Raw genomic sequence first — 22,677 nt, forward strand, 5'->3', positions numbered from 1 at the left:
GCCTGCCGTACGCTATCCCAAAGGCATTCGCTCGAATGCCTGCAAGGAAGGATCTATCCTGTCCCAAGCATGGCCGCGGATGGCATATGTGACCACCTGCGGATTGAACTGGCCGGGATCGTCAAGGCTGGTCGCGTGAACCGCTATCAGGTCCGGCCTTGCGACCTGCGTCAGGTAGACCGGCGTTCCACAGGTCGGGCAGAAGGCGTGGATCTTTTCGTTGCCGCTGTCGCCCGCCACCCGCCAGGTGCTCGCTTCGCCCGTGATCGTCACATCGGCTCGCCGGGGGAAAGTCAGATAGGAGCTGTGGCCCGTGCCGCTTCGCTTCTGGCACTCGTGGCATTGGCAGTGGTTTTGAAAGATGGGTTCGCTGCTCGTTTCATAGCGGATCGCACCGCATGCGCATCCGCCGCTATAGCGTTTGGTCATTGTCGTTTTCCCGCAGTCGGATTTGCTGGTCAGGCCGATTTCGGCTTGGCGAAAATATCGATGCCGCTGCCGGTTTCCAGGAAGGATTTCATGCTGGACAGCACCGCCGGCCATCCCTGGCTGACGCCCTTCGCCATGCCGCTGCCGGCTTCGAGTTCGTTATGGCTGACGGTCAGCCGCACCATCGTGTCGTATTCCTCGATGGCGAACGTCACCCGGCTGTATTTCGACGGATCGTCGGCCTGCGAAGCGTTTGCCCAGGTCATCACGAGACGGGTCGGCGGCGAGATCTCGACGACCTTGCCGACCAGTTCGACGGTGCGCTCGTCATTGGCGCGGATATGTTCCCATTTCGATCCCGCCTTCCAGTCCGAGACGTTCTCATGGCCCCAGTAACGCCGTGCGATGTCGGGCCTGGTTATGGCCTCGAACACTTTTTGCGGCGTCGAGCGGATGTAGGTCACGTAGACAAAGCTGGTCGTCTCTGCGGTCATTTGTCTTCTCCTTCGAGTTCCTGTTTCAGGTCGTGCAGCAGGCTGAGCCGCTGGCGTTCGAATTTGCGCACCCAGCGCTCGTAGACCTCGTGCAGCGGCACGGGATTGATAAAATGCAGCTTCTCGCGGCCGCGTTTGACCGTGCTCACCAGATTGGCCGCCTCCAGCAGGTCGATGTGCTGGGTGGCGGATTGCCTGGCCATATCGAGATGTTCGCAAAGCTGGCCCAGCGTCTGCCCGTTCTTCTCGCACAGAAGATCAAGCAGCTTTCTGCGTGTCGGGTCGCCCAGCGCCTTGAAAACCTTGTCCGCGTCCATCGGGTTCACTCTGATGTGAAGCCATAATATGCAGGTAAATACCTGCATGTCAACCCGCGATCGGCCGGCATCAAAATTACCCCCGTGTAAGGGCTGTTCGGACGCGATTGCTAAAGGGATTATGCGTCAGCCATGTCGTGGCCGTTGTCGAACGACTGTGCCGGTTGTCGCTCAAAGACAACCGGTCGGGGCGCCGCCTGCTGGGCCAGGCTGCGGGATGTGAACCTCAGGACTCGTGCAAAGGCCGCGGCCGGCACTGATGCCGGCCGGGATAGCCTCAGACGCCCTCGACCAGCACGATCTCGCCGTCGGCGACCTTCTGGCGAATGGCGGCGGCGCGCTGGTATTCAGGTGAATGGTAGCAGTCATGCGCGGCGGCAAGCGTCTCGAACTCGATGACGACGTTGCGCGCGCGGCCGGCCCCTTCTGCCTTCTCATGCTCGCCGCCGCGCGCCAGGAATTTCGCGCCGAAGCGCTCGAAGGCCGGCTTGGCGGCGGCGACATAATCCTTGTAGCCTTCCGCGTCGCGCACATCGACGCGGGCGATCCAGTATCCCTTGGGCATCCCTCTTCTCCGAAGCCGTTCGTTGGAAATTATGCCGAGCGCATTTCGTCGAGGATGGCTTCAGCCGCCGCGCGTCTGTCCGCCGCGGCGACGATCGGGCGCCCGACGACCAGATGGCTGGAGCCGCTGCGGATGGCATCCGCCGGCGTCATCACGCGCTTCTGGTCGCCATGGTCGCTGCCGGCGGGGCGTATGCCTGGCGTTACCACCGCCATGTCGGGCCCGACGATGCGGCGCACCGCCTCTGTTTCCGCGGCCGAGCAGACGATGCCGCCCATGCCGGCATGCAGCGCCTGTTCCGCGCGCCTCAGCACCAGCGTGTGCGGGTCGTATTCGTAGCCCGCGTCGATCACGTCCTGTTCGTCCATCGAGGTCAGCACGGTGACGGCAAGCAGGCAAAGCTCGCTGCCTCTCGCCGCCTCGACCGCCGCCCGCATGGTCTTCGGGTAGGCATGCAGCGTCAGCATGGTCATGCCCATCTTGACGATGTTCTCGACCCCCTTGGCCACAGTGTTGTCGATGTCGAGCAGCTTCATGTCGAGAAAGATCTTCTTGCCCGCGCTGGCGAGCTCCCTGGCGAAATCGAGCCCGCCGGCGAAGGCGAGCTGATAGCCGATCTTGTAGAAGGAGACGACGCCGTCGAGTTCGCGGACCGCCTTCTCGGCCTCTTTCAAGCTCGGCACGTCGAGGCCGACGATCAGCCTTTCGCGCATTGTGTCGGTCTGCATGGCGTTGGCGATCACGGCTCGACCCGGGTCGACAGCATGCGTGAGGTTTCGATCAGCGTGCGGCATAGGTGCTCCATGGTTCGGTGCAGTCGTTCGTCCTTGAAACGCCCGTCCTCGTCGAAGGCGTTGCCGCCTTCCGGCACCGAGCATTCCGGCGTCACCACCTCCATCTGGCAACGCACCAGCACGGCGCGCAGATGGTTGATGCAGCGTATCCCGGCGAAGTGTCCGCTGGAAGACGAACTGAGGCCGGCGACCTTGCCGGCAAACGGCCTCACCGCACGGCCGCCATCCTTGCGCACCCGGCTCACCCAGTCGATCGTGTTCTTGAGCAGCGGCGGAATGGAGCCGTTATATTCGGGCGTGGCGATCAGCAGCCCGTCATGGGCAATGATCATCCGGGCAAGTTTCAGGGCGTTTTCGGGGACGCCTTTTTCCTTCTCCAGATCCTCATCCATGATCGGCAAGGGATAGTCGCCAAGCGAGATGCGAGTGACCTCGGCGCCTTGCACCGCAAGTTCCTTCTGCGCCACGTCGGCGGTCCTGCCACTGAAGGCCCCGGCCCGGACCGAGCCGGCAAAGACGAGGATTTTTGGGATCACTGCCATTGGCCAACCTTGTTCCCGGACAGGTACAGCCAGAGCCCGCTCAAATCAATGCAGATCAGGCAAAGCGTCATCCTCGGGCTTGCCCCGAGGATCTGCCAACGCATCCAAGTCAGACATTTTCGTCCCAATGCCCACCGCATCTGATACCGCTATGCGGCAGATCCTCGGGACAAGCCGCAGGATGACGACTTTCGAAGACATTCGCGGTCGGCTTCGCAATCCCTAATGCGCCTCGCGCCGGTAGATCCACAGCTGCGTCGGCGGGATGTTGCGGATGATGAAGTCGAAATGCTTGACAGTATAGTCGCCGCGGCCGGGCGGGATCGGCGACATCGGGCCGTAGGTCAGCTGCACGATCGGCCGGCCGGCCGGAATGCGGTCAAGCAGGCTTTCGATATAGGCGATGCGCTGGGCGACCGGGAAGTTGAGCAGCGGCACGCCCGAGACCACCGAATCGAACATCATCCCGCTCTTGGCGCCAAGCGTGGCGTTGAGATTGAAGGCGTCGCCCTCAATGACGTTGACGCCGGGGTAGAGCCGGCGCAGATGGCGCACGAAGTCGGTGGAATATTCGACCGCGTAAAGGTTTTCAGGCCTCACGCCCTGGGCCAGGATGGCGCGGGTGATGACGCCGGTGCCGGGCCCGACCTCGAGCACCGGCAGACCGGACTTCGGGTCGACGATCGAAGCCATCTTGCGGGCGGTGATGGAGCTGGTCGGCACGATCGAGCCGACCGTCTTCGGCTTGTCGATCCAGCCCTTGAAGAACTTCAGCTCGTCATCGAACTTTTCGGCAAGCGCCTTCCGCAGTCCCGGACCACGTGTCATGCAAGCTCTCCTCAGCGCTCCCCTGAGAGCTACTTAACACCTAAGCCGCCCAAGGCAAGGCAGGGTCATGCCTATGTCGTGGATAAGATAGTTTTCGTCGCGTCTAAAAATGCGCGCCTACTGCGGTTTTCACGGCGCGTGTCGGCCGCCCGGCAGGTGAGGCGCAGCGCCGACACCGGCAAGGCAAGCCACACGCGCACAGGCCGTCGATCAACGCTCGCCGAACGACTCGAAAAAGTCCTTCATGCGGGCGAAAAAGCCGCTCGACTGGGGGGAATTGTCCTGTGAGGAGAGCTGTTCGAATTCCTCCAGCAGCTCGCGTTGGCGGCGCGACAGGTTCTGCGGCGTCTCGACCGCCGTCTGGATGTAGAGGTCGCCGACATTGGGCTGGCGCAGCACCGGCATGCCCTTGCCCTTGAGGCGGAACTGGCGGCCGTTCTGGGTGCCCTCCGGCACCTTCACCTTGGTCTGCGTTCCGTCCAGCGTCGTCACCTCGAACGAGCCGCCAAGGGCGGCAGTCGTCATCGAGATCGGCACCTTGCAGTAGAGGTCGGCGCCGTCGCGCTGGAAGAATTCGTGCGGCTTGACCGCGAGGAAGATGTAGAGGTCGCCCGACGGCCCGCCGCGCAAGCCGGCTTCGCCCTCATTGGCAAGCCGGATGCGGGTGCCGTCCTCGATGCCGGCTGGGATGTTGACCGACAGCGACCGCTCCTCGGTGACGCGGCCCTGGCCGGCGCATTTCGGGCACGGATCCTTGATCGTCTGGCCGCGGCCCTGGCATTGCGGGCAGGTGCGCTCGATGGAGAAGAAGCCTTGCGTGGCGCGCACCTTGCCGTGGCCGTTGCACATCGAGCACGTGACCGGCTGGGTTCCGGGCTTGGCGCCGGTTCCCGAACATTCCGAACAGGAGATCGAGGCCGGCACGCGGATCTGCGCGGTCTTGCCGGCAAAGGCCTCTTCCAGTGAGATTTCCATGTTGTAGCGCAGGTCGGCGCCGCGCTCGCGGCCGCCGGAAGAGCGGCGCTGGCGGCCACCCATCATGTCGCCGAAAATGTCCTCGAAAATGTCGGCGAAGCCGCCGGCGCCGAAGCCGTGTGCGCCGCCGTTCATGCCGCCCTGCTCGAAGGCCGCGTGACCGAAACGGTCATAGGCCGCGCGCTTCTGCGGATCCTTCAGCGTCTCGTAGGCTTCGTTGATTTCCTTGAACTTGTGCTCGCAGGCATGGTCGCCCGGATTGCGGTCGGGGTGGAACTGCATGGCGAGCTTGCGGAAAGCGCTCTTCAGTTCCTTGTCGTCGGCACCCTTGTGCACGCCCAGCGTTTCGTAGAAATCAGCTTTCATTTTTTCCCGCTGTCCGGATGCTCAACGTCTTCATGCAGTGTTGCGTCGTTTGCCGGCACGTTGCCACGATTTAGGATCGGCGCAGCCCGGATGCTAGGGCCGGCGCGGAGCTGTTCGTGCTTTTCGACGATTTTTTCCGCACTTTTTCTGCCAGGGTTGCAAAAAAGCCCGGCTTTGCGCCGGGCTTTCCGCTTTATCTTGCCGTCAGCCGGTTCAGGCCGACTTCTTCTTGTCGTCGTCCTCGTCGATTTCCTCGAAATCGGCATCGACCACATCCGAGTCCTTGGCGGCGTCCGCTTTGGCGTCGGCTTCCGCCGCTTCCTTCTGCGAGGCCTCGTACATGGCCTGGCCGAGCTTCATCGAAGCCTCCGCGAGCGCTTGGCTCTTGGCTTCGATTTCCGCTGCGTCGTCACCCTCGGTAGCGGTCTTCAGCGCCGCGATCGCGTCCGATATCGCCGTGCGGTCGGCTTCCGAGACCTTGTCGCCATATTCCTTCAGCGACTTCTCCGAGGAATGCACCAGCGCCTCGGCCTGGTTGCGGGCCTCGACCAGCGCGCGCCGCTTCTTGTCGGCGTCGGCATTGGCTTCGGCATCCTTCACCATCTTCTCGATGTCGGCGTCCGAAAGGCCACCCGAGGCCTGGATGCGGATTTGGTGCTCCTTGCCGGTGCCCTTGTCCTTGGCCGAAACGTTGACGATGCCGTTGGCGTCGATGTCGAAGGTGACCTCGATCTGCGGCACGCCGCGCGGGGCCGGCGGAATGCCGACCAGGTCGAACTGGCCGAGCGCCTTGTTGTCGGCGGCCATTTCGCGCTCGCCCTGGAAGACCCGGATGGTCACGGCCGACTGCGAATCCTCAGCCGTCGAGAACACCTGGCTCTTCTTCGTCGGGATCGTCGTGTTGCGCTCGATAAGCCGGGTGAACACGCCGCCCAGCGTCTCGATGCCGAGCGACAGCGGGGTCACGTCGAGCAGCAGCACGTCCTTGACATCGCCCTGCAGCACGCCGGCCTGGATGGCGGCGCCGAGTGCGACGACCTCATCGGGGTTGACGCCCTTGTGCGGCTCCTTGCCGAAGAACTGCTTCACGATCTCCTGGATCTTGGGCATGCGGGTCATGCCGCCGACCAGCACCACTTCGTCGATCTCGCCAGCCTTCAGGCCGGCATCCTTGAGCGCCGCCTTGCACGGATCGATGGTGCGCTGGACGAGGTCTTCGACCAGGCTTTCGAACTTGGCGCGCGTCAGCTTCAGCGTCAGGTGCTTGGGCCCGGTGGCGTCGGCGGTGATGAACGGCAGGTTGATCTCGGTCTGCGTCGTCGACGACAGCTCGATCTTGGCCTTCTCGGCAGCCTCCTTGAGGCGCTGCAAGGCAAGCTTGTCGTTCTTCAGGTCGATGCCCTGTTCCTTCTTGAACTCGGCCGCCAGATACTCGACGAGGCGCATGTCGAAATCCTCGCCGCCGAGGAAGGTGTCGCCATTGGTCGACTTCACCTCGAACACGCCGTCACCGATCTCGAGCACCGAAATGTCGAACGTGCCGCCGCCAAGGTCATAGACGGCGATGGTCTTGCCGTCCTTCTTGTCGAGGCCGTAGGCGAGGGCAGCCGCGGTCGGCTCGTTGATGATGCGCAGCACTTCGAGGCCGGCGATCTTGCCGGCGTCCTTGGTCGCCTGGCGCTGGGCGTCATTGAAATAGGCGGGAACGGTGATGACCGCCTTCTCGACCTTCTCGCCGAGATAGGCTTCCGCCGTTTCCTTCATCTTCTGCAGGATCATGGCCGAGATCTGGCTGGGCGACTGCTTCTTGCCGCCGGCCTCGACCCAAGCATCGCCATTGTCGCCCTTGACGATCTTGTAGGGGACAAGCTTCTTGTCCTTTTCCGTCACCGGATCGTCATAGCGGCGGCCGATCAGGCGCTTGACCGCGAAGATGGTGTTTTCAGGATTGGTGACCGCCTGGCGCTTGGCCGGCTGGCCGACGAGACGTTCGCCGTCGCCCGAGATGGCGACGATGGAAGGCGTCGTGCGCGCGCCTTCCGCATTCTCGATCACCTTCGGCTCCTTGCCGTCCATGATGGCGATGCAGGAGTTGGTGGTGCCGAGATCGATACCGATTACTTTTGCCATTTTTCTAGTCTCTCCGCTAAGCAGGCTCTCAGGACCCGTAAGGCGTTCCGACGAAAGCCCCTGTTCACAAGAAATCCCGTTCGGCAACCGCTGTTGCGGCGCTGGACGGCTTGGCGCGTATATAAGAACAGGCAGCATCGGGCGCAAGCATTCTGCGCAAGGCTTCCACCATCCTCGCCAGCGGATGGCGAAACGGCGCAATTACGCCTGCGCCTGAGGCATTTGCGCCGTTCCGCCTCGCTGCGGTCTGGAAAGAATAATCAGACCCCACGGTGAACCTTTCCGCCTCCGCGTGCGACTGACGCTCAGGCGCCGCATGATGCGGCCACGGGAAAGGGAGCCACCATGACCAGCACCCCAGGGACGCCATGGCCTCCCCGACCAACAGGAGCTCGGCGCGACCATCGTCTTCGCGACAGGGTCAATGCGCTTGGCTTTCCGCTGGTTCCGTTGACCCTGCACAGGAGCAGGCGTATCGTAATTATGAGGAAAGCAGACAATTCGATCGGGGACGAACGTGCTGGAACGCCGCGCCTTGCGCTGGTTTGCGCGGCAGGATCGGTTGGTTCTCCGTTAGACTTCGGGGGGAGTTCCATGTCTCGCGATCACCGCCGGTTCGCGCCCTCTCGTGCCGGCCGTTTGGGCGGCGTGGCGAAGGCCGCCAGCGCCTTTCTTGTCCTGGCGCTGACCGCCGGCCTATGGCTTGGCGGCCCCGCGCGGGCGCAGGAAACCCGGATCATCTATCCCGGCTCGATGGCGGTCACCGGATTTTCCGGCACCGTCATTCCCGATTTCGACTCTTCAGATTCCGAAAAGGGGGGCCTGCCGCCCGGCGTCGATCCGATTGACGAGACCTTCATCGACACGGCGCGCGCCACCTTGCGCGTTTTCGACGTTTCAAGCCTGGGCGGGCCGGCCTCCGGCCAGCTCGTCTACACGCCGCCGCCTTTCGAGGTGACATCAGGCCAGATCGGCCAGGTGTTCGGCCTCACTTATGATGACGGCATGCGCGATGGCGCCCCGTCAGGCGTTCCCAATCTCTATGCCGGCGCCACCTCGCTGCACGGCATCCGCATCGTCACGCCTGACGCCGACGATGACGGCCGTCCGGAGCGGCAGCACCGCGGCATGGCAGGCGCTGCCTTCATGGAGGGCCAGTTCGGCACCGAGAACGGCGGCCGGCCGGGCACCATCTGGAAGGTCGACGGCATCACCGGCCAGGTCGCCAAATTCGCCGACATCGACACCAACAGCGGGCCCGGCATCGGCAATCTCACCTTCGACCCCATCCACCGCCAAGTCTTCGCCTCCGACCTCGATACCGGTCTGATCCATCGCATCGACGCCAATGGCGCGCTGGTCGACACGTTCGACCATGGCGTCGCCGGGCGCCCGGCGCATGGCCTGGCTCCGGTCACCGACGATGGCGCCGTCATGGACATACAGGGCGCGGCCTTCGACACGGAAGACCCCGAGACCTGGGGCTACACCCAGGACGAGCGCCGTGTCTGGGCCGTCGCCTATCATGGCGGCCGGCTCTATTATTCCGTCGGCGAGAAGGCCGAGATCTGGTCGGTGGGCATTGCCCGCGACGGCCGCTTCGCCGGCGATCCCCGTTGGGAGCTGACGGTCAAGGCCGACAAGGACTACGCCGTCACCGACATCGCCTTCGACGATAGCGGCTTCATGTACCTGGCCCAGCGCGGCCCGGTCGAGAACCGCTACGACTACAGCCAGCTCGCCGATTCCGGCAAGGGCGAGGTCATCCGCTACTTCAGCGAAAACCCGGACGATCCGGCAACGGAATCGGTCTGGGTGGAAGCGCCGCAGGAATATGCCGTCGGCTTCCCGCAAGGTTTCAGGCAGTCGGCCGGCGGGCTGGACCTGCAATATGGCTACGACGCCGAGGGCGATCTCGACACGTCGGCCTGCACCCGGACGCTGGTCAACACCGGCGATAAATTGCGCGACAATCCGGCTCTTGCCGAGCGGCTCGCCGCTGGCGGGCCGCTCGCCGTGCATGGCGTGCAGATCACGCCCAGGGAGCTGGTCAAGCCGGCCAATGTGCCGCCTTTCGGCTCCCGGTTCGTCGACTTCGACGGCTATTTCGAGGACCCGGAAGTGGAAGGCCATGTCGGCGACGTCGCCGTCTGGCATCCCTGCGAGGGCCGCGCCGGCTATTATGAGGAAATCCCGGGCGGCTATCTGCCACCGTTCTATCCGCCGGACTTCCAACCGCCCGGCAACCTGCCCCCTTGTCTCGATGTCGACGATGTCAGGTATTTCTGCACACCGCGCGGGCTCGAGGCGGACCTTTATCTCCATGACCATGCCGGCCTCGGGGGCGATTCGATCAAAGCCCAATCCAGGACGCCAGGCGTCGGGGTGACCTCGCCCATGTCGCATGTGCCTGGCAAGCCATACACGATCGGCATCACCGGCCACGATCCGGGCGACACGGTCGATGTCGGACTCTGCTTCTACAGGAAGTCCGACAAGGACAAGGGCGGCTACTACCCTTGCTGCAAGATGACCTTGCCGCTCAGAACGCCAGCCGTCAGCTGCGACCGTTGAGGAGGGGACGATGAACAATCTCGCACTCTCCCCGCTGGGCGTCGCCGACAAATCAACCGTCATGAACACGAGGCGCCTGTCTTTTGCCAGGCGCGCTGCGCGCTGGCTGGTGGCGGCCGGTATCGCGGTCGCCATGCTGCCGGCGCTGCCGGCACTTGCCGAAGGCACGGCTCCGGCCAAGACCGTCCAGGCCGCCAGCCCGGATAAGGAATTCAAGCTCGACAATCCGCGCATCATCAATCCGGAGCCCGGACGAGCCGTGCCGTTCTTCACCAAGACCGGCGGCCAGCGAAGCTGCGACTATGTCTTCTACACTTTGAGCTTCGGCCTGCGCGGCGCACCGCAAGGCTTCGCCAGCCCGGGGTTTGCGGCTTCGCTGCAGACGGTCCGGCTCGACTTCAAGGACCAGCTCCCGCATGGCTTGCAGATCGTCAACATGCAGGTCTCCGGTGACGGCACCGATGCGTCCGGCGGACCTCTGCCTGGCGCCGTCATCAGCAATTCGGCCGGCCCCAACGACACGGCAACGGTTTCGGATTTCCGGATTTCCGCTTCCGACCTCGACGGCTCGGGCGCACCGGACGAACGCGTCATCACTTTCCGTATCACCGCCAGGATCGACCACGCGGCGTTCCCCGCGCCGGCGACGGTCGACAATCAGGGCCTGGTCAAAGTCACCGTCGGCACCGGCACGGGAACCATCATCCCGTCGCAGGATCCGGGCAAGCCGGACGACGGCAATTTTCTCACCGGCGAAAAAACCTCGATCCGGATCGACCTGACCAAGTGCAATCCGCCACCACCGCCGCCTCCGGGCAAGGAATGCTTCAAGGTGGAGCGCGGCACGGTCGACTGCGTGCCCGGCGGCGGCGCGTTCATCTACCATATGCCTGTCGGCCCCGAGATGGGCGGCAGGTGGGTGCAGCTTTCGACCGCCACGCCAGGCATCACCATCGTCCCCGACACACAGAAGGTGCCGGCCGGCGGCGGTGTGCTGAACTGGAAGATCGTCGGCGCCTCGCCCGGCGACGTCATCCACCTCGTCGTCACCGGCATCGAGACCTATGCCGGGCCGAAAGAGGGTTGGGGGCTCTGCTGCACGCAGACCAACGACATCGTCATCCCGCGCGACCAGAGATGTCCGCCCAAGGACAGGGAACCGGACCTGAAGGTCGAGAAACGCGCCGATGTCACGCGCTGCACGATGGGCGGCGGCTGCGACTTCAGCATCCGGGTCACCAATGTCGGCGACGCGCCCTACAACGGCAAGATCGTGCTCGACGAGGTGACGCTGCCGGCGGGCTCGACGCTCGATTCGGGACCCAATCCGCCCTGGACCTGTGTGCCCGGCGCCACCCCGATGACGTGCACCCATCCGGTGACCACGCTCAATCCGGGGGCTTTCATCGACCTGGAGTTCGGCTTCAAGCCGGCTGGCGGCTGGCAAGGCAGCAGCTTGCGCAACTGTGCCACCTATAACTATGCCGCCAGCGGCAAGCCGCTGTTCGGCAGCCAGGCCAACGACCGTGGCTGCGCCTCGATCCCGATCTGCCGGCGTGGCGATCGCGATCGCGACTGCCGGCCGCCGGTCGAGAAGAAGGCCGACCTGATCCTGAAAAAGCGTACCCGCGCGGAAGCCTGCACCGCCGATGGCGTGTGCAGCTTCGTCATCGACATCATCAACAACGGCACCTCGACCTATAACGGGCCGCTGACCGTGGTCGACACCTATCCCAGCGGCGCGCCGGCCTCCTCGACCTTTGGCCCGAGCCCACCCTGGACATGCGGTCCGAACGGGCCCGGCCAGTTCCGTTGCGACAATGCCGGCATCTCGCTGCCGCCGGGCGCTTTGACGGCGATCGTCGTCAAGGCGGTGGTGCCGGCCGGCTACCGGTCGGACACGGTCGAGAATTGCGCCGAGGTGAAACCGATCCCCGGCGAAACCGACCTCACCAATAACCGGGCCTGCGCCAAGCAACGCATTCCTCGTCCCAATGGCGGCCAGCCTGTCCTGCGTATCACCAAGACATGCGGCGGTTCGCTGGCGGGTGCCGCTTTCGTCTCCTGCCGCATCACCGTCAGCAATGCCGGCACGGCTGCCCCCACCGGTCCGGTGCGGGTCAACGATGCCGCCGCTTTGGTGTCGGGCGGCGCGCCCGTCCAGATCCAGACCGTCACATCAGACGGCGCGGAATGGGCGTGCGGACCGGTTCCGGCCGACACGCTGGCGTGCCAGATTCCAGGCGCCGTCATGACACCCGGAACCAGCAGGCACTTCGACGTGACGGTTTCGGCCAACGGCGAGTTCGAGAATTGCGCGCGGGGCTCCTACGGCCCGGCGCAGGGCGAGGACGTCGTCCATCCGGTCGGCCGGGCCTGCGCCAAGGGCGGCGGGGTCTCGTCCATCCGCGTCGAGAAGACCGGCGACCGCGAGTGCCGGCCCGGAGAACCCTGCTCGTTCGAGATCACCATCACCAACGACGGCCCGGCGGAATTTTCCGGCCCTGTCCGCATCGGCGATGCGATCGGCGTCGAAGGCCTCGGCCGGCTGGAAGGCGTCGCGATCACCTCGATCGAGCCGGCCTTCGGCTGCTCGCCGGAACCGGCGGCCTTGCCTGCGTCCTGCATCGCAGACCTGACGCTTGGCGCTGGCGAAAGCCGCGTCCACCACGTCACCGTGGTCATCCCCGACGACGGCCGCCTGGCCAATCTGCAAGGCAGCGTCAACGGCCAGAACTGCGTCGGCGTGCTCTCTCCCGACACGCGGGTGCAGGGCGGCGGAGATGTGCTTTCCCGCGACCAGGCCAATACCCAGGGCAATCGCGACAAGGCCTATGCCTGCCATCCCTTCGCCATCGGGCATGAGACGAAGAAGGAATGCTCGGCAGGCTTCGTCATGAACGACGCCGGCCGGTGCGTCTGCCCGCAAGGCACCACCTATCGCAACGGCCAGTGCTCGTCCGGCGGCGTCATCATCCCGCCGAAGGAGCCAAAGCGTTGCGTGCTGCTCAAGGGCCAGGTCCGCACAGAGGACGGACGCTGCGTCTGTCCGCGCGGGACCGAGTTGGAGAATGGCGCCTGCGTCACGATATCCAGGCCGGGCTGCGCGATACCGGGCTCGGTGCCGACATCGAACGGCCATGGCTGCACCTGTCCCAGGGGCACGCATCTCGACCGGGATGCCAACGCCTGCGTACGCGACAGGCCGAAGCCTGAGCAGTGCACCATCCGTGGCCAGGTCCACGGCGCGGAAGGCGAATGCGTCTGCCCACGAGGGACCGAACTGCGCAAGGGAGCCTGCCGGGCTCTCCAGCCGGAGCCTGAGCAATGCACCATCCGCGGCCAGGTCCACGACGCCAATGGCGACTGCGTCTGCCCGAGGGGGACCGAGCTGCGCAATGGAGTGTGCCGGCGCAAGCAGCCCGATGTGGAGCAGTGCGACATTCGCGGCCAGATCCACAACAAGCGCGGCGAGTGCGTCTGTCCGCGTGGAACCCAGGTGATCGACGGCGCATGCCGCCGGTCCAGGCAAGAGAGCGAATGCGCGCCGGGCTCGCAAATGGTCAACGGCCAGTGCCAGCCGATCTTCAGGCGGCGTTGCCCGGAAGGCATGATCGGCCGTTATCCGAACTGCAGGCCGGTGCGCGGGCTGCCCTCGCTGGAACTCAACCCGGGACTGCTGCTGCAGCAGGTTCTGCCACGGCGCAGGCCGCAGTCCGAACAGCGGCAGGATACGGCTCCAAACAGAATCCTGGATCTCCAGCAGCAGTAACCATCGCCTGAAGGCACATCGGAAACCCCGCCGGAGCAATCCGGCGGGGTTCTTCGTGGCCGGGCAGGCTGAAGCTGCAACACGAAGAGGACGCCGCACTACCCCAGCTGTGGAACCGCCAAGCTCGCACCCTCGACAAGTCAGCGGCCGCGCTTTAGGCAGTGATCAGATGAAAAAGGCGCTCGGAAAGGCCCCGTCATCATGACGAAAAAAACCTTGATCGCACCTTCGGTGCTGGCTTCAGACTTTTCGAAGCTGGGCGACGAGGTCGAAGCCGTCACGGCAGCCGGCGCCGACTGGATCCATCTCGATGTGATGGACGGCCATTTCGTCCCCAACATCACCTTCGGCCCGCCGGTGATCAAGGCGATCCGCAATCGCACCAAGGCTTTCTTCGACTGCCATTTGATGATTGCGCCGGCCGATCCCTATCTGGCCGCCTTCGCCGAGGCCGGTTGCGACGGCATGACGGTGCATGCCGAGGCCGGGCCGCATCTCGACCGCTCGTTGCAGACGATCAGGAATCTCGGCAAGAAGGCCGGCGTTTCGCTCAATCCGGCAACGCCGGAAAGTGCGATCGAATACGTGCTCGACAGGCTCGACCTGATCCTGATCATGACCGTCAACCCGGGTTTCGGGGGCCAGGCCTTCATTCCGGCAATCGTCGACAAGGTGAGGCGGGTCAAGGCGCTGATCGGCGGCCGGCCGATCCGCATCGAGATCGACGGCGGCGTGTCGCCCGAAACCGCGCCGCTGGTGACCGCCGCCGGCGCCGATGTGCTGGTGGCCGGCGCCGCCATCTTCAAGGGCGGCAGCGTGGAAGCGTACCGGGCAAATATCGGGGCGATCAGGACGGCGGCCGACAAGGCAGCCGGCTAAAAGCACCGCACAAGGAACCGATGGAGGCCAGGATCTCCCCACGTGGTCAACCCCGGGGGCCTGCACTGCGCGCTTCGCTGCGGCTGGCCCCGCGACAAAAGCCATGGGCAGGATAAAAGGCCTGATTCGGTCCCACTGTTCGGTGTCTTTTGCGCGCGACGGAAAAGAGGTTCGCGCGGAGGCACGGAAGAACAGGTGATCCTGCATATAAACACGTTAAATTTCCGCCGGTTGTAGCCGAACACGATTTCGTTCGACCAGATATAGGATCGTGCATATTTCTTTGTTCTAAAGTACAATGACGCGATCTCCCGCTTGAGCGCGTCGAGGCGCGCGCGGTAGGGTACGTGTACGGAAAGGGAACTGTTTCTCGGACTCGAATTGCCCAGGACAAGATTTGGGGACAAGGAGCCGATTTTGACATACGCAGCTGCCAATCTGAATGACGACGGCACAGGCTCGAAGAGTACGCTCGCCAGCACTGTCTATCATCAACTCCGTGCCGATCTTCTGCGGGGCGCCTTTGAAACCGAGAGCAAGCTGCGGGTTGAGTGGGTTGTTTCCAAATATGGCGCCGGCGCTTCCCCGGTTCGTGAGGCTCTCAATCGCCTGGCCTCGGAAGGGCTTCTCGGTCGGCATGACCAGCGAGGCTTCTTCATCATGCCGGTCAGCGCGGCAGAGCTCGAGGAATTGACGCGTACCCGTTGCTGGCTCGAGGAACGGGCGCTTCGCGAATCCATCGCCCACCGCACCGCCGAATGGGAAGAACAGCTGGTTCTGGCGTTGCATCGGTTGGGGCGCACCTCACGTCTCATGCCAACGGATCTGTCGTCGCTCAATCCGGACTGGGAGAGACTGCACCGCACTTTCCACCGTGCGCTGATCTCGGCCTGCCGGTCGCGATGGCTGGTGGGGTTTTGCGACCAGCTTTCCGATCACGCCTACCGCTACCGCCGAATGGCCAGTAACGGCGAAGGCATCCAGCGCGACGATTTTGCGGAGCACCGCCTGATCGCGGAAAATGCGCTGGACGGTAATGCCGACGCCGCGGTCGAAGCCCTGCTCAATCACTATCGCCTGACGGCAGCCATGTGCATGGAGCGCTTCAAGCAGGTCGAAGCATCAGAGCCGGCCAGCGCCAGGGCCGAGCGCACCCCACGGTAGCGCCGCATCGCGCCCCAAGCCTTTGCCCCCCACCGCCGAGGCCTTCCGCTTTTCGCCGGCGACATGATCATGGCGGCCGCGTGGAGCCGCCCTTGCGGGCTTGACGGGTCGGCAAGAACCACCAACAGTCTGGCGCCGTGCAAGCGGCCGAACCGGAAGACAGGCCCGGCTCCGTCGGATGCATGCCTTTGGCCGCCAGACGCAGGAAGACCTCATGAGCAATCATCTGTTCGACATTTTCCGGTCCCGGATGCCGAAGCCCGGACGCCTGTTGATGCGAACGGATGACGGCCGCGTGCTGACCTATGGCGACATGCTGGCGCGCTCGGCGCAACTGGCGCACGCGCTTTTGCAACTTAGCGTCGAGCCCGGCGACCGGGTCGCGGTGCAGGTCGAGAAGAGCCCGGAAGCTATGCTGCTGTACCTCGCCTGCCTGCGTGCCGGCGCCGTCTTCCTGCCGCTCAACACCGCCTATACGCTGGCCGAACTCGCCTATTTCTTCGGCGACGCCGAGCCCCGGCTGGTCGTCTGCGATCCGGCACGGGCAGCCGACATCGAAGCCCTGGCGCAAAAATGCGGAGCCCTTGCCGTCACCCTCGACGGCAAGGGCGAAGGATCGCTGGCGGACCAGGCGTCGCGGCAATCGCCCGACTTCCACGACGTCGCGCGCGGTCCCGACGATCTTGCGGCGATCCTCTACACGTCGGGAACGACCGGCCGCTCGAAAGGGGCCATGCTCAGCCACGAGAACCTCGCCTCGAATGCGCGCGTGCTGGTCGACTATTGGCGCTTCACATCAGACGATGTGCTGATCCACGCGCTGCCCATCTTCCACACCCATGGGCTGTTCGTCGCCACCAACGTCATCCTGATGGCCGGCGCCTCGATGCTGTTCGAGCAGAAATTCGACGCAGGGCGCGTCGTCGCGCTCTTGCCGGACGCCACGGCGCTGATGGGCGTGCCGACCTTCTATGTCCGGCTCTTGCAGCAGGACGGGCTGACCCGCGAGGCGGCAAGAAACATCCGCCTGTTCGTTTCCGGCTCGGCGCCGCTGCTGGCCGAGACGCACAGGGCCTGGCGCGAGCGCACAGGCCACGCCATTCTCGAGCGCTACGGCATGACCGAGACCAACATGAACACCTCGAACCCCTATGATGGCGAGCGCCGCGCCGGCACCGTCGGCTTTCCCTTGCCCGGCGTGTCGTTGCGCATCGCCGACCCCGACACTGGCAGGCCGCTTGCCCAAAGCGAGGTCGGCATGATCGAGGTCAAGGGGCCGAATGTCTTCTCCGGCTACTGGCGCATGCCGGAAAAGACCAAAGCGGAATTCCGCGCCGACGGCTTCTTCATCACGGGCGATCTCGGCATGATCGACCCCGACGGTTATGTCCACATCGTCGGCCGCGGCAAGGACCTGATCATCTCGGGCGGCTACAACATCTATCCCAAGGAGCTCGAGAGCGAGATCGACGCGCTTGACGGCGTCCTGGAAAGTGCCGTCATCGGCGTTGCCCATCCCGATTTCGGCGAAGGCGTAACGGCCGTCGTGGTTCGCTCGCCGGCTTCGACCGTCACCGCTGCCGAGATACTCAATGCCATTGCCGCGCGCGTGGCGAAATACAAGCATCCCAAGCGCGTGGTCTTCGTCGACGAATTGCCGCGCAACACCATGGGCAAGGTGCAAAAGAATCTGCTGCGCGATACCTACAAGGATCTTTTTTCCATAAGCAGTCCCGCCAGCTAAGTCGATCCAGGCAAGGATACCTCATCCCGCTTGTTTGGACGGGGAGCATCGCGAACAGTTTCGTGCGATCGCCTGGGCACTATCGGGGGAACAAGAGACCGACGACATGCTCGGCCAGCGCCAGGCTTGCCGTCAGGCCCGGGCTCTCTATGCCGAACAGGTTGACGATCCGGCCCGCGCCGTGGTCGGCCGGACCCTGCACCATGAAGTCGGCCGCCGGCTGGTTCGGGCCCGATAGTTTCGACCTGATCCCGGCATAGGCCGGCAGCAGGGCGCCGTCCCTCAGATCCGGCCAATAGCGCCGGATCTCGTCATAGAAGACCGCGCCGCGGCCGGGATCCACCGTATAGTCCGCCTGGCCGATCCATTCGACGTCTGGGCCGAAGCGCGCGCTGCCACCAAGATCGAGGGTCAGATGCACGCCCAGGCCGCCATTGACCGGCACTGGATAGATCAGCCGCGAGAATGGCGAGCGGCCCGAAAGCGAAAAGTAGTTGCCGCGCGCCAGCCAGAGCGGCGGCACGAGCTCTTGCGGGAACCCTTCGATGCGGCCGGCCAGCGCCTGCGCGTCGAGCCCTGCGGCGTTGACGAAAGCGCCGGCTTTCAACGCGAACGTCTCGCCGTCGCCATCGCGCGTGGTGATACGAATCCCGTCGGCCTCGACCGTCGCCGCTGCGACGGCGGTCAGGAAGGCGAACGACGCACCGGCCGCCTCCGCGTCGCCGCGCAGCGACAGCATCAGCCCCTGGCTGTCGACGATGCCCGTCGACGGCGACAGCAGCGCCCCGGCGCAGCTCAGCGCCGGTTCGAGGCTTTCTGCTTGCGCGGCGGTCAGCAAGTCGAGGTCGTCGACGCCGCATTGTTCCGCATTGGCCCGGATTGCATTGAGCCGAGGCAGCTGGCCCGGTCCGACGGCGACGATCAGCTTGCCGGTGCGTCGATGGCCGATGCCACGCTCGCGGCAATAGGCATAGAGCCGTTCGCGTCCTTCGACGCAGAAACGCGTCTTCAGGCTTCCGGGCGCGTAATAGAGCCCGGCATGAACGACTTCCGAATTGCGCGAGCTGGTGACGGTGCCGATCGAGGCGGCCTTTTCGATAACCAGCACTTCGCGGCCCGACAAGGCGAGCGCCCTGGCAATGGCGAGCCCGACGACGCCGGCTCCGGCGACGACGCAATCGACGTCAGCCATGGCCGGCTTTCACCGTTGCCCGCCGGCGCTGGTCGAAAAAACCCTGTCGCCGCCGATCCAGACGGTTTTGATGTCGAGATCGTTCGAAAGCGAAACGATGTCGGCGGCGGTGCCCTTGGCGAAGCGGCCGAGCCGGTGCGATTGGCCGATCGCCTGCGCCGGATAAAGAGAGGCCATGCGCAAGGCCTCGGAAAGCTCCACGCCCACGCTGCGGTGAGTGAAGCGCACAGCCGAGATCATGTCGAGATCCGCGCCGGCCAGCGTTCCATCGGCAAGCCGCAGGCTGCCGTCCTTGCGGTAGATGGTGCGGCCGTTGAGCGTGAAGGAGGTCATGTCGGTGCCGATCGTCGCCATGGCGTCGGTGACCAGCACGATCCTGCCCGGCCCCTCTTTGGCCCGCAGCGCTATTGCGATGGTGGCGGGATCGACATGGATGCCGTCGGCGATCAGTCCCGCGGACAGGCCGCCGATGTCGATGGCGGCGCCCGCCAGTCCCGGCTCCCGGTTGCCGATCTGGCTCATGGCATTGAACAGATGCGTGACCACGCTGGCGCCGGCCTCGGCGAAGGCTTTGGCCGTGGCGTAGCCGGTGTCGGAATGGCCGAGGCTGACGATGATGCCGGCCTTGGCCAAGGCCGTCACGCGGGCCGCCTCGACGGATTCGGGTGCGATCGTGGTGAGCAGCACCGGGAGCTTGCCTCGCGCCGCGATCAGCATCGCCTCGTCCTTGTCCGTCATCGACCGGATCAGCGCCGGGTCATGCGCGCCCTTGCGGGCGATCGACAGATGCGGACCTTCCAGATGCAGTCCGAGGAACCCCGGCACTTTCCGCAGTGCCGACGCCTCGCCGGCGGCAATCGCCGCGGCGGTGATATCAGCCGTATCGGTGATCAGCGTCGGCAGCAGCGCCGTGGTGCCGAACGGCGCATGCGCCCGGCAGATGGTCTCGATCGAGGCGACATCGGGGTGATCGTTGAGCATGACGCCGCCGCCGCCATTGACCTGGATGTCGACGAAGCCCGGCGTCAGCATGCCGCCGCCGGTGTCGACGCGGCGCATATCCGCGGCAAGCGCGCCGGTGGGCAGGATGGCCTCGACCAGGCTGTCGCGCACGACGAGGGCATGACCGTCATGCCAGTCGTCGCCGTCGAAGATACGGGCGCCAGTCAGGGCGAAACGGTCGCTCATACGGTCTCCGTCACCTTGCGAAGGTTGCGCGGCGTATCCGGGTCGAGGCCGCGGTGGCGCGCAAGGGCCTCGACGAACACGTAGAAGGACACGATCAGCGTCAGCGGATCGGTCAGTGGATGGCCGGTGGCGACATGCGGCAGGCGTGTGGCCTTGTTCGCCAGCATCGAGGTGACGAAGACCGGCGCCCCCTTGGCCGCCAGGCTGTCGGCGGCTTCGGCCACGGACGGTTCGGATGCGTCGCGCGCGGCCAGGGCCAGCACCGGAAAATCGGGGCCGATCAGCGCCAGCGGGCCATGCATGACTTCGGCAGCACTGTAGGCCTCGGCATGCATGCCGCAGGTTTCCTTGAATTTCAGCGCCGCTTCGTTAGCCATCGCCGCGGATGGGCCGCGGCCGAGGATGAACAGCGACTTCTGCTTTTCGATCGTTTCGACGAGCACGCTCATCCAGTCGCAAGCGATCGCCTTGCCGAAATGCTCGGGCAAGCGGGCAAGCGCCTTGAGAAGCGCTTCGTCGCCGGTGGAATGCGCCATCAGAGCAAGGCCGGCGACGGCGGAATTGACGAAGGTCTTGGTCGCCGCGACGCTGCGCTCGGGCCCGGCCAGGATGTCGATCGCATGGTCCGAGGCGCGCGCCAGCGGTGAATCGGCGGTGTTGGTGACGGCGATGGTCAGCGCGCCACCTGCCCGTGCGGTTTCGGCCATGGCGACGATGTCGGGGCTCTTGCCCGACTGCGAGATGGCCAGGCACGCGGAGCCGCCGAGCCTGAGCTTGCGGCCATAGATCGAAGCGATGGAAGGGCCGACCGAAGCCACCGCAAGACCGGCGGTGAGTTCGACCGCGTATTTCATGAAAGTAGCGGCATGGTCGGACGAGCCGCGCGCCACAGTGACGACGAAATGCGGGTCGCGCTCGCGAATGCCGCGGCCGGCTTCGGAAAGTACGGCACCGGAACCGTCGAGCAGGCGGGCGACGGCTTGCGGGATCTCCTCGATCTCGCGCCGCATATGGGTCGGCTCCGTCGATTTGTTCGGCTCGGTCGTCATGGTCGGCCCTCTTCGCTCGGCCCTGTCAGCCGCAGTTCGGCGACGAAATCATAAGCGTCGCCCCTGTAGATGGAGCGGGTGAACTCGATCACCTTGCCGCTCGCCAGATAGGAAATACGCTCGATGTGCAGGCCGGCAATGCCCGGCGGCACTTCGAGCAGGCGCGCGTCGCCGTCGCCGAGATTGGCGGCCGAGATGCGCTGCACCGCGCGCACCGGCCTGTTGCCGGTCAATTCCAGGGCTGCGTAGAGCGAGGAGCCAATTCCAGCGGGGTCCGGCAGCACGCTGGCCGACAGCGAGGCGCGCTCGATCGCCAGCGGCGTGTCGTTGGCGATGCGCAGGCGCGCCACGCGCGCCACCAGTTCGTTCGACGAAAGGCCGAGCACCATCATCTCGTCGGGCGAGGGCGCGTAAAGGCCGCGGTCGAGCCAGGCCGAGCGCACAACCATGCCACGCCGCGCCATGTCCTCGGTGAAGGAGGTCAGCCGCGACAGCGACTGCTCGACCCGCTCCATGCGCGGCGCCACGAAGGTGCCGGAGCCGTGGCGCTGGACCAGGATGCCGCCCTTGACGAGGTCCTGCACCGCCTTACGCACGGTGACGCGCGAAATATCGGCCTTGATGGCGATGTCGCGCTCGGAAGGCAGCGCGTCGCCGGGCCCGATCAGGCCGCGGTTGACGGCATCCTCAATGCTTTTGCGCAGTTGCAGGTAGAGCGGCGCACCGCTTTGCGAGGACTGTTTCAGCGCGGCGAAGATCTGGTCGGCGGCGTCGCTCATCGAGCCGCTCCCCTCGGCGCGAACAGGCGGACCGCCATCTGCACGGCGCCGCCGAGCGCATCGTCGAGCGGCTCCCGAAGCAGCGCCCGGTAGCGTGCCGACAAGCGCGGCGCGTAGAGCGGCGCCAGCCCGCCGAGCAGGCAGAGCGGCGCGTCTGCCGCGAGATCGAGAGCGCCGAGCGAGGCCTCGACATCGCCGACCGCCTTGTCGAGGATCCAGTTGGCGACCGCGTCGCCCTTTTCGGCGTGTTCGAACACTTTGGGGGCGAAGCCGCCGAAATCGCCGGGCTTGGCATTGGTGGTGAACTCGACCACATCCTCCGGATTGTCGCGGAAGACGGCCATCATGCTATCGGTCAGCGGCGTGCGCGCGCGCACGCCATCATGGGCAAGCAGGGTCTGTTCGAGCAGGTCGCGGCCGATGCGGGCGCCGCTGCCCTGGTCGCCGACCTGGAAGCCCCAGCCGCCGATGGCACGCGACTTGCCGTTCTTGCGCGCCATGTAGGCGGTGCCGGTGCCGAGGATCGCCATGGCGCCGTCGCCGGAACCGACCGCGCCTTCCAGCGCGATTTCGGCATCGGTTTCGACGCGGCTGGTGCTGAACGGCAGGATCGCCTCGAGCTGCTGCCGGTAGGTGCCGACATTGGCGCCGGCGAGGCCGAGAATGGCCGGTGTTTGCGGGATCAGGTCCGGATCCTGGCCAGCCGCGACAAAGGCTTGCCGCGCCGCCTCGACGATGTTCGACCGGGCGCCGGTCAGGTCGGTGCGGATGTTGGCGGCGCCGCTTTTGGCGCGGCCGAGCACCGTGCCGTCCGCCATTGCCAGGGCCGCCCTGCAGCTGGTGCCGCCGCCATCGATGCCAAGCACGAATTTCACGTGATTTCTCCTCCAGGCCGA

The 22,677-nt window shown here is 65.1% G+C and carries 19 protein-coding genes; 5 read left to right on the top strand and 14 right to left on the bottom strand.

Going from position 1 to position 22,677, the window contains the following annotated elements; all coding sequences use genetic code 11:
* Positions 1 to 12: 12 nt before the first annotated feature.
* From FJ951_RS07660 to dnaK, 9 genes are all read right to left on the bottom strand, one after another.
* On the bottom strand, positions 13 to 429 hold the full coding sequence (locus tag FJ951_RS07660) for a GFA family protein (RefSeq protein WP_140514192.1): 417 nt from the start codon (positions 427 to 429) through the stop codon (positions 13 to 15).
* A 29-nt stretch (positions 430 to 458) separates the two neighbouring features.
* A complete protein-coding gene (locus FJ951_RS07665) occupies positions 459 to 923 on the bottom strand; it encodes an SRPBCC family protein (RefSeq protein ID WP_140514194.1) in 465 nt (154 codons plus the stop codon).
* Positions 920 to 1,240, bottom strand: coding sequence for a helix-turn-helix domain-containing protein (locus FJ951_RS07670; protein ID WP_140514195.1), 321 nt, complete (start codon positions 1,238 to 1,240; stop codon positions 920 to 922). Before FJ951_RS07670 ends, FJ951_RS07665 begins: the two co-directional genes overlap by 4 nt.
* 277 nt (positions 1,241 to 1,517) lie before the next feature.
* Complete coding sequence (locus tag FJ951_RS07675) at positions 1,518 to 1,805, bottom strand: DUF1330 domain-containing protein (RefSeq protein WP_140491638.1); 288 nt, start codon at positions 1,803 to 1,805, stop codon at positions 1,518 to 1,520.
* 29 nt (positions 1,806 to 1,834) lie between these two features.
* On the bottom strand, positions 1,835 to 2,548 hold the full coding sequence (gene pyrF / locus FJ951_RS07680; RefSeq protein ID WP_181165186.1) for an orotidine-5'-phosphate decarboxylase: 714 nt from the start codon (positions 2,546 to 2,548) through the stop codon (positions 1,835 to 1,837).
* Positions 2,545 to 3,141 (bottom strand): NADPH-dependent FMN reductase, encoded by a 597-nt coding sequence (locus FJ951_RS07685; protein WP_140491631.1) that lies wholly within the window; start codon positions 3,139 to 3,141, stop codon positions 2,545 to 2,547. Before FJ951_RS07685 ends, pyrF begins: the two co-directional genes overlap by 4 nt.
* A 222-nt stretch (positions 3,142 to 3,363) precedes the next feature.
* Entirely contained in the window at positions 3,364 to 3,969 is a 606-nt protein-coding gene (pmtA, locus tag FJ951_RS07690; RefSeq protein ID WP_140514197.1) for a phospholipid N-methyltransferase PmtA, read from the bottom strand.
* Positions 3,970 to 4,179: 210 nt separating this feature from the next.
* Positions 4,180 to 5,310, bottom strand: coding sequence for a molecular chaperone DnaJ (dnaJ, locus tag FJ951_RS07695; RefSeq protein WP_140491627.1), 1,131 nt, complete (start codon positions 5,308 to 5,310; stop codon positions 4,180 to 4,182).
* A 213-nt stretch (positions 5,311 to 5,523) separates the two neighbouring features.
* Positions 5,524 to 7,440: a molecular chaperone DnaK gene (dnaK, locus tag FJ951_RS07700; RefSeq protein WP_140514198.1), complete on the bottom strand. Its 1,917-nt coding sequence runs from the start codon at positions 7,438 to 7,440 to the stop codon at positions 5,524 to 5,526.
* 345 nt (positions 7,441 to 7,785) lie between these two features.
* Here dnaK and FJ951_RS07705 point away from each other — a divergent pair, with 345 nt between their 5' ends.
* The 5 genes from FJ951_RS07705 to FJ951_RS07725 all read left to right on the top strand — a co-directional run bounded on the left by FJ951_RS07705 (position 7,786) and on the right by FJ951_RS07725 (position 17,573).
* Positions 7,786 to 10,014, top strand: a complete 2,229-nt coding sequence (locus FJ951_RS07705; protein ID WP_140514200.1) for a hypothetical protein — start codon at positions 7,786 to 7,788, stop codon at positions 10,012 to 10,014.
* Between the two features lie 10 nt (positions 10,015 to 10,024).
* The gene (locus FJ951_RS07710) at positions 10,025 to 13,786 is read left to right on the top strand and encodes a hypothetical protein (RefSeq protein ID WP_140514202.1); all 3,762 of its coding nucleotides are present in this window, start codon (positions 10,025 to 10,027) and stop codon (positions 13,784 to 13,786) included.
* Between the two features lie 201 nt (positions 13,787 to 13,987).
* The gene (rpe, locus tag FJ951_RS07715) at positions 13,988 to 14,665 is read left to right on the top strand and encodes a ribulose-phosphate 3-epimerase (protein ID WP_140514203.1); all 678 of its coding nucleotides are present in this window, start codon (positions 13,988 to 13,990) and stop codon (positions 14,663 to 14,665) included.
* Positions 14,666 to 15,082: 417 nt separating this feature from the next.
* Entirely contained in the window at positions 15,083 to 15,829 is a 747-nt protein-coding gene (locus FJ951_RS07720) for a GntR family transcriptional regulator (protein ID WP_140514205.1), read from the top strand.
* Between the two features lie 214 nt (positions 15,830 to 16,043).
* Complete coding sequence (locus FJ951_RS07725; RefSeq protein ID WP_140514207.1) at positions 16,044 to 17,573, top strand: malonyl-CoA synthase; 1,530 nt, start codon at positions 16,044 to 16,046, stop codon at positions 17,571 to 17,573.
* 79 nt (positions 17,574 to 17,652) lie between these two features.
* On the opposite strand, the gene FJ951_RS07730 is transcribed toward FJ951_RS07725, so the two are convergent.
* The 5 genes from FJ951_RS07730 to FJ951_RS07750 are packed head-to-tail and all read right to left on the bottom strand — an operon-like array spanning position 17,653 to position 22,656.
* Positions 17,653 to 18,765 carry an NAD(P)/FAD-dependent oxidoreductase gene (locus FJ951_RS07730; RefSeq protein WP_140514209.1) on the bottom strand — a complete coding sequence of 371 codons (1,113 nt, stop codon included), beginning with the start codon at positions 18,763 to 18,765 and terminating at the stop codon, positions 17,653 to 17,655.
* A 9-nt stretch (positions 18,766 to 18,774) separates the two neighbouring features.
* On the bottom strand, positions 18,775 to 19,953 hold the full coding sequence (nagA, locus tag FJ951_RS07735; protein WP_140514210.1) for an N-acetylglucosamine-6-phosphate deacetylase: 1,179 nt from the start codon (positions 19,951 to 19,953) through the stop codon (positions 18,775 to 18,777).
* The gene (locus tag FJ951_RS07740) at positions 19,950 to 21,002 is read right to left on the bottom strand and encodes an SIS domain-containing protein (protein ID WP_140491611.1); all 1,053 of its coding nucleotides are present in this window, start codon (positions 21,000 to 21,002) and stop codon (positions 19,950 to 19,952) included. The genes nagA and FJ951_RS07740 overlap by 4 nt, the downstream gene beginning before the upstream one ends.
* Positions 20,999 to 21,781, bottom strand: coding sequence for a GntR family transcriptional regulator (locus FJ951_RS07745; protein ID WP_140491609.1), 783 nt, complete (start codon positions 21,779 to 21,781; stop codon positions 20,999 to 21,001). The genes FJ951_RS07740 and FJ951_RS07745 overlap by 4 nt, the downstream gene beginning before the upstream one ends.
* Complete coding sequence (locus FJ951_RS07750) at positions 21,778 to 22,656, bottom strand: N-acetylglucosamine kinase (RefSeq protein WP_140514212.1); 879 nt, start codon at positions 22,654 to 22,656, stop codon at positions 21,778 to 21,780. Before FJ951_RS07750 ends, FJ951_RS07745 begins: the two co-directional genes overlap by 4 nt.
* Positions 22,657 to 22,677: the final 21 nt, after the last annotated feature.

The organism is Mesorhizobium sp. B2-2-3 (genome assembly GCF_006442405.1).
Classification (GTDB): domain Bacteria; phylum Pseudomonadota; class Alphaproteobacteria; order Rhizobiales; family Rhizobiaceae; genus Mesorhizobium.